Source organism: Kitasatospora nipponensis (genome assembly GCF_039528135.1).
Lineage (GTDB): Bacteria > Actinomycetota > Actinomycetes > Streptomycetales > Streptomycetaceae > Kitasatospora > Kitasatospora nipponensis.
This window is the reverse complement of sequence record NZ_BAAALF010000297.1, coordinates 1-6,631: the sequence shown is the minus strand read 5'-3', so window position 1 is coordinate 6,631 and position 6,631 is coordinate 1. Positions and strand designations below refer to the sequence as shown.

At 73.9% G+C, this 6,631-nt stretch carries 7 protein-coding genes; 3 read left to right on the top strand and 4 right to left on the bottom strand.

The features are described from left to right. Nucleotides 1-191 precede the first annotated feature (191 nt). On the top strand, nt 192-1,193 hold the full coding sequence (locus ABD323_RS38690) for a protein phosphatase 2C domain-containing protein (protein WP_344446797.1): 1,002 nt from the start codon (nt 192-194) through the stop codon (nt 1,191-1,193). A 7-nt stretch (nt 1,194-1,200) separates the two neighbouring features. Here ABD323_RS38690 and ABD323_RS38685 read toward each other — a convergent pair whose 3' ends face one another. Both ABD323_RS38685 and ABD323_RS38680 read right to left on the bottom strand, forming a co-directional pair. Next, nucleotides 1,201-1,641: a hypothetical protein gene (locus ABD323_RS38685; RefSeq protein WP_344446796.1), complete on the bottom strand. Its 441-nt coding sequence runs from the start codon at nt 1,639-1,641 to the stop codon at nt 1,201-1,203. A 99-nt stretch (nt 1,642-1,740) separates the two neighbouring features. Further along, on the bottom strand, nt 1,741-2,361 hold the full coding sequence (locus ABD323_RS38680) for a TetR family transcriptional regulator C-terminal domain-containing protein (RefSeq protein ID WP_344446795.1): 621 nt from the start codon (nt 2,359-2,361) through the stop codon (nt 1,741-1,743). A 228-nt stretch (nt 2,362-2,589) separates the two neighbouring features. Here ABD323_RS38680 and ABD323_RS38675 point away from each other — a divergent pair, with 228 nt between their 5' ends. Continuing rightward, entirely contained in the window at nt 2,590-3,426 is an 837-nt protein-coding gene (locus ABD323_RS38675) for a peptidoglycan recognition protein family protein (RefSeq protein WP_344446794.1), read from the top strand. A gap of 138 nt (nt 3,427-3,564) precedes the next feature. Here the strand turns inward: ABD323_RS38675 and ABD323_RS38670 are convergent, their stop codons facing one another. Further along, the gene (locus ABD323_RS38670; RefSeq protein ID WP_344446793.1) at nt 3,565-4,689 is read right to left on the bottom strand and encodes an EcsC family protein; all 1,125 of its coding nucleotides are present in this window, start codon (nt 4,687-4,689) and stop codon (nt 3,565-3,567) included. Nucleotides 4,690-4,805: 116 nt separating this feature from the next. Between ABD323_RS38670 and ABD323_RS38665 the strand changes: the two genes are divergently transcribed. Further along, a complete protein-coding gene (locus ABD323_RS38665) occupies nt 4,806-5,450 on the top strand; it encodes a dihydrofolate reductase family protein (protein WP_344446792.1) in 645 nt (214 codons plus the stop codon). Nucleotides 5,451-5,510: 60 nt separating this feature from the next. Here the strand turns inward: ABD323_RS38665 and ABD323_RS38660 are convergent, their stop codons facing one another. Then, nucleotides 5,511-6,548 carry an agmatine deiminase family protein gene (locus ABD323_RS38660; RefSeq protein WP_344446791.1) on the bottom strand — a complete coding sequence of 346 codons (1,038 nt, stop codon included), beginning with the start codon at nt 6,546-6,548 and terminating at the stop codon, nt 5,511-5,513. Nucleotides 6,549-6,631 lie beyond the last annotated feature (83 nt).

Below are 6,631 nucleotides of genomic sequence, written 5' to 3'. Positions count from 1 at the left end.
CCGGCTCGCGCCAGGCGTCCGCGTAGTTGCGGGCCAGCCGCCGCACCCGGGCGCCCGCGCCCGCTCCCGCGCCGCCCCCCGCGCCCGCCCCCGCTCCGGTTCCTCCGGCTGCCGCGGTCGCTCCGGCTCCCGCGGTCCCCCCGGCCCCCGCGCCCGCCCCCGACCCCGTCGCCCCCGAGCCTCCGCGGCCGGTGTTCACCAAGGCGGCGCGCACCCCCGCCCCCACCCCGCACGTCGGGAGCCGGCCGCCGGTCTACGGTCCGGAGCCCACCGCGCTGCCCGCCGGCGCGCCCGAGCGGATGACGGCGGTGGTCCCGGACACCGCCCTCGACGGCGCCCAGTACCCCGGCTTCACCCTGCGTGCCGCCTCGATCCGCGGCGACTCCGCCCGCTACCGCGGCGAGCCCCGGGGCGACGCGCTGCTCGTCACCCGGTTCGGCGAGGCCCCGGACGGGCTGCTGCTCGCCGTCCTCGGCAGCCGGGCCCGCCCGGTGGCCGATCCGCGCGTCGACCCCAGGACCGACCCGCGGAGCGACCCGCGTACGAGCCCGGCGGACGGCCATGACGCCACGCTCGCGGACGGCCACGACGCCACCCTCACCGACGTCCCCACGGGCGAGGTCCCGTTCTCGGACACGCTGCGGCAGGCCGCCGCGCACCTGGCCGAGGCGATCGGCCGCAGCCGCGCCGAGCTCGCCGCCGACCTGCGCTCGGGCGCCCGCGACCGGCTCCGCTACGGGCTCCAGCGGCTGACCGCCCGGGCCGCCGCCGGCCTGCGCACGCTCGCCCCGGACGCCGGGTCGCTGCACTGCCTGCTCGTCTCGCTCGACCCGCAGGCCACCCACCGGGCGGTCTTCGGCCTCGGTCCGGGCGGCCTCTACCTGCTGCGCGCCGGGCACTGGATCGACGCCTACGCGGCCCGGCTGCTGCACCACCCGGACGGTCCCGCGCCGGTGCCCGAGCCGCGGCCGTTCCGCTTCCGGCTGGTTCCGGCCACCCCGGGCGACATCCTGCTGCTCTGCTCGCCGGGCCTGGCCGAGCCGATCGCCGAGGAACCGGCCGTCGCGCACTTCCTGGCCACCCACTGGTCGCACCCGCACCCGCCGGGCACGGTCGACTTCCTGCGCCAGGTCCAGGTGCGGGCCAAGGGCTACGCGGACGACCGCACCGCCGTCGCCCTCTGGAGCGACTGATCCGATCTCACCCGGGGCCCGACGTGGAGAACCTGGCGATGGTGAGCAGCAGGGACGGCAGTGCCGCCAGCACCCCGACGACGGCGGCGGTGCGGCCCACGCTCTCCCGGGCGGCGATCAGCAGCAGGACGGCGGCCGGACAGAGGACGGCGCCCAGTGGCAGCATGATGATCGCGTACGGACCGGTCGCCAGTGCGGCGAAGACCATCAGGCCCGCGACGGTCCAGCACGTGCGGCGGAAGCCCAGCTGCCCCCGTACCGCCAGTGGCAGCAGCGTCACCCCGATGAGCAGGAGGGACAGCACCGGGTCATAGGCGGGGTCCGCCCAGAGGTACTTCCAGACCCACGGCAACCAGGTCGCCCCGGCCAGCGCCACGAGCAGGCGGGCCCGGGTGCGGTCGGCGTGCGGCCATGCCCCGATGCGACGTGGACGTGGTGCGACGGACATGGGACGGCCCCCCGGTCATCATTTTGAACATGTTCAAAATGTACCGGCTCCGCCCCCACGGTGAAAGCCCGGCCCCTCGCTGCCGGCTCGTGGGTCCCGTCAGCCGGCCGGGTGGGCCGGGGTGCCGAGCAGGGCGGTGGCCACCGCGGTGACCCGGGCCAGCGTCTCCGTGCGCCGGACCTGCGGCAGGCCGATCGCCAGCGGGACCGAGAAACCGTCCAGCACGGCCCGCACCTGCACCGCGCGCTCGCCGGCCGGTCCGGGTGCGAAGGTGCCCTCGGCCGCGCCGTCGCGGATCAGCGCCTCCAGGTCGGCCTGCCAGGGCGCCTCGATCTCCAGCTGCCCCTGCCGGATCTCCGCACTGGCCGGCGAGCGGCCCCACACCTCGACCCAGAGGATCCAGCGCGGGTCGCCGGGCCCGTCCGGCAGGTAGAGGTCGGCGTACGCGGCGAACCGTTCCCACGCGGTCAGGCCGGTGGCGGCGAGCACGGCCCGGCGGCGCACGCCGAGCTGCTCCTCGCTCCAGCGCAGCGTCTCCAGTAGCAGCTGGTCCTTGCTGCCGAAGTAGTAGAGCAGGTGCCCGGCGCTCATCTGCAGCTGCTTGCCGAGCCCGGCCATGGTCAGCCTGGCCAGCCCGTGCTCGGCGATCGCGGCCATCGCCGCCGCCAGCACCTCCTCCCGCGGCCGCGCCGGTCGCCGGGGTCGGACCTCCTGCGCCATGCTGCGGCTCCTGGAGTGCTGGGGGAGGGGGAGAGGATGATCGCCTCTCACTGTACGGCTGGACCCGGGGCGGTCCGGTCCGCGCGGTCCGCCAGGTAGTGACCTGATGAGCTGGTAGTACGTTCATATTCTTGATCACCCATTGGAGCGACAGATGGGCAGAAAGCGACAGTCGTGCGCCTGCGATCAGTAGCCTGATTGGCAGAACCCGCATCGAGAGGACGGCCGATGCTGCTGGTCACCCGCGCCCAATGGGGCGCCCAACCACCCAAGAGCGCCTGGCGCTTCGTCGACACGACGCAGGGAGTGAAGATCCACTACGAGGGCACCGAGGTGCCCTCCGACCTGCCGGACCACCACGAGCGGTGTGCCGGGCGGGTGCGCGCCATCCAGGCCGCGCACCTGGCCGACCCCGTCCAGAACTGGATCGACATCGCCTACAACGCCGTGGTCTGCCCGCACGGTGACGTCTTCGAGGGCCGCGGCCTGCACCACGAGACCGGCGCCAACGGGAACCAGCCGCTCAACCTCGCGCACTACGCGGTCTGCGGCATGGTCGGCGACTCCGGTCTCACCCAGCCGACCGACGCGATGCTCGGCGGCCTGCGCGACGCGATCGAGTGGCTGCGCCAACTCGGCGGCGCCGGCCAGGAGATCAAGGGCCACCGGGACGGCTACGCCACCGACTGCCCGGGCACCCCGCTCTACGCCTGGGTCCAGGCCGGCGCCCCCCGCCCGGGCGGCTCCGGCTCCGGTCCGGGCCCCGGTTCCGGCGGTGGCCGCAGCGGTGGCGGTGCACCCCCGGGTCCCACCGCCCCTGCCTGGCCGCAGGAGTACCTGAGCCTCCAGGACCCCCTCCTGCACGACGACAACGTCCGCACCTGGCAGCAGCGGATGGCGGACCGCGGCTGGCCGATCGGCGTCGACGGCTGGTACGGCCAGCAGAGCCACGACACCTGCGTGCAGTTCCAACAGGACTCCACCAGCAACGGCTGGCCCCTCACCGCCGACGGCATCGTCGGCCCCGCCACCTGGCGCGCCACCTGGGAACGCCCGGTCAGTTGAGCCCCGGCGGCCGGACCCGTCGGGCGGTCACCCGCCTCCGGGCCCGGCCCGCGGGCGAGAGGGCCGGCGGACGTCGGACCGGCCGACGTCGGGCCGGCCGACTTCCGCGCCACGTCCGCCGCACACTCCGTCGCCGGATCAGGGGAGGTCGGGGCCGCCCGCCCTGGCGAGTTCGGCGAGGACGCTGATCGGCTCGTCGGCGGAGTCCACGGCCTCCTCGTCGGCCTCCTCGTCGGCGTCGAGGAACGAACCGCTCGCTTCCTCGTCGCCCAGGCGCGGGTACTTCTCGATGAGGAAGCGGCGCCGGTAGGCCAGGTCGGCGGTGTCGACGATCCGCTCCAGCGTGGACCAGTTGAGGGTGCTGCCCACGAGGATCCCGACTCCGGGGACGACCTTGCCCAGGCCCTTCTTGGTGAGGCGAATGCCGAAGGCCCTGGCGAACTGCTGGGAGACCCTGGTGACCACGGACTCGCCCAGGACGTCCCACCCCTTGCCGCGCACCAGGGCCTGGGTGAGCCGGGATATGTCGCTCATCGCGGCGGTCTTGGCGGAGGCCGACACCGCCGTGCCGGCGTTGACCACGGACATCACGAAGAGCTTCTCGGCGGGCGATTCGGGGTCGTAGCCGTAGAACAGCGACACATGGCCGACCACCCGGGACGCCAGTGCGAGGACGACCGCGGCGTCGCCCGCGAGGGCGCCCACGATCACGCCTCCCGAGGGTGCTGCCGCCGCCCCCGCGGAGGCGGCGACGGCCAGCCCGCCACCCGAGATCACCAGCCCCGCCGTCGCTCCCGACAGTGCCGCGACGGCCGGGTAGTACCAACTGACCGCGCGGCCCCGGGCTGTGTCGATCTGCTCCAGGTCCAGCCGGCGCAGGTCGGCCAGCGACGTCACGTCGTGGCCGTGCTTCTGATGGCGCTTCACCACGCGTGCGGGGGTCAGCCCCGCTCGCGACAGCCGCCCCACGGTCTGCCGGGTGGACTGGACGACCGCGCTGCTCCAGTCGGGCAGCGCCTCGGTGGCCCCGCGCGCGGCGGTGCCCGCCTTCTGGGCGCCCTTGGCGACGATGTCCCCTCCGCGCGTCAGGGCGGAGTGGGCCCGCGGGTGGTTCTCCAGTCGCCTGGCCGCGCGCCTGCCGAGGTTCGCTGCGCCGACGGCCAGTTGCTCACCGGCCTCGCCCATCTTCCGTGACAGGGGGCGGCCCCGGAAACGCCGGATGTCACGCCACGCTTCGAGCTCGTACTGCGAGGGTTCGGTCACACCGGGATCGTAGGCTCTGCCGCAGGAAGCGCGGGGGGAACCGGCGATGTCGGTGGCGGGTGGGATGGTGCTCGCACCAGTCCGACCGTCGTCGTCCGACAGCACCGGAGGAACGCGTGGTTCAACTTCTGAGGGTCCAGAACTTCAACGTCTCGAGTGACGGCGTCGCCGCCGGCGAGGATCAGAGTCTCGAGCGGCCGTTCGGTCTCGACCGTCCCGAGCGGCTGTTCGCCTGGGCCGGGGCGACGGCGAGCTGGCCGATGCGCACCGACCCCGGGGGGAGCCGGGGGCTCGACGACCACTTCACCCGTGACTTCGCCCGCAACATCGGCGCCGAGATCATGGGCCGCAACAAGTTCGGCCCCCAGCGCGGGCCCTGGCGCGATCACGAGTGGCGCGGGTGGTGGGGGGAGGAGCCGCCGTTCCGGACCCCGGTGTTCGTCATGACCCACCACGCGCGCCCGTCCTTCACGCTCTGCGACACCACGTTCCACTTCGTCGAGGGCGACCCGGCCACCGTGCTGGCACGGGCCCGGGAGGCGGCGCAGGGCCAGGACGTCCGGCTCGGTGGCGGGGTCAGCACCATTCGGGAGTTCCTCGACGCGGACCTCGTCGACACCCTGCACGTGGTGGTCTCGCCGGTCGAGCTCGGCAAGGGCCTGCGGCTGTGGGAGTCCCCCGACGAGTTGCTCGACCGGTTCCACCTGGAGGTGGTGCCCAGCCCCAGCGGCGTGACGCACCACCTCTTCTGGCGGAAGTGACCGGGCCGCCCGGCGGGGCGGCCCGGCGGGGGCGTGGGTCCCGGGGTCACCCGGGGTGGCTCACGCCTTCGGCTGCTGCTGGGTGATGCAGTGGATGCCGCCGCCGTTGGCGAAGATCTCGCGGGCGTCGACGAGTTCGATCGTGCGGTCGGGGAAGGCCTCGGCCAGGACGGCGGCGGCCTCCTGGTCGCGGGGGTCGTCGAAGGCGCAGAGGATCACGGCGCCGTTGGCGACGTAGTGGTTGATGTAGGAGTAGTCGACCGGCTCGCCGTCCTCGTCCTCCAGGACGGTGGGGGCGGGGAGTTCGATGACCTCCAGGCGGCGGCCGCGGGCGTCGGTGGCGGAGCGCAGGATCGCCACCAGCTCCTGGCAGACCTCGTGGTCGGGGTGGGCCGGGTCGGGCTGGACGTGGGCGAGCACCACGCCCGGGCGGACGAAGGAGGCCACGATGTCGATGTGCCCGCGGGTGCCGAACTCGTCGTAGTCGCGGGTGAGTCCGCGCGGCAGCCAGATCGCCTTGGTGGTGCCGAGGTGGGCGTGCAGTTCGGCCTCCACCTCCTCCTTGGTCCAGTCCGCGTTGCGTCCCTCGCCGAGCTGGACGGTCTCGGTGACCAGCACCGTGCCCTCGCCGTCCACGTGGATGCCGCCGCCCTCGTTGATCAGCCGCGAGGCGAAGCGCCGCACGCCGGTCAACTCGCTGATCTGCTCGGCGATGTGCTGGTCGTGCTCCCAGGAGGCCCAGGACTGCGCGCCCCAGCCGTTGAAGATCCAGTCGGCGGCGGCGAGCGAACCCCGGCCGTCGGTCAGGAAGGTGGGGCCGATGTCGCGCATCCAGGCGTCGTCCAGCGGGCGTTCGACGATCTCGACCTCCTCGCTCAGGTACTCCCGGGCGGCCTTGGTCTCGCCGACGTTGACGACCAGCGTGACCGGCTCGTAGCGCACGATCGTGTTGGCGACCTGCGCCCAGGCCAGCCGGGCGGCGTGCAGGTGCTCGGGGCTGTCGAAGGTCTGGTTGTCGGTCGGGAAGGCCATCCAGGTGCGCTCGTGCGGGGCCCATTCGGCGGGCATCGAGTAACCGAGCGAGGCGGGGGTGGTCATCGGCAGGTCCTCAGCAGTGGGGGCGGGTTACAGGAAGTAGAGGCGGCTGAGCGAGACGCTCTGGGAGGGTTCGGAGCGTAGGG

What these genes read in the sequence shown, in the direction of transcription:
- ABD323_RS38685 (WP_344446796.1), bottom strand. Translation starts at nt 1,641, where the DNA reads ATGTCCGTCGCACCACGTCCACGTCGCATCGGGGCATGGCCGCACGCC.
- ABD323_RS38680 (WP_344446795.1), bottom strand. Translation starts at nt 2,361, where the DNA reads ATGGCGCAGGAGGTCCGACCCCGGCGACCGGCGCGGCCGCGGGAGGAG.
- ABD323_RS38675 (WP_344446794.1), top strand. Translation starts at nt 2,590, where the DNA reads ATGCTGCTGGTCACCCGCGCCCAATGGGGCGCCCAACCACCCAAGAGC.
- ABD323_RS38660 (WP_344446791.1), bottom strand. Translation starts at nt 6,548, where the DNA reads ATGACCACCCCCGCCTCGCTCGGTTACTCGATGCCCGCCGAATGGGCC.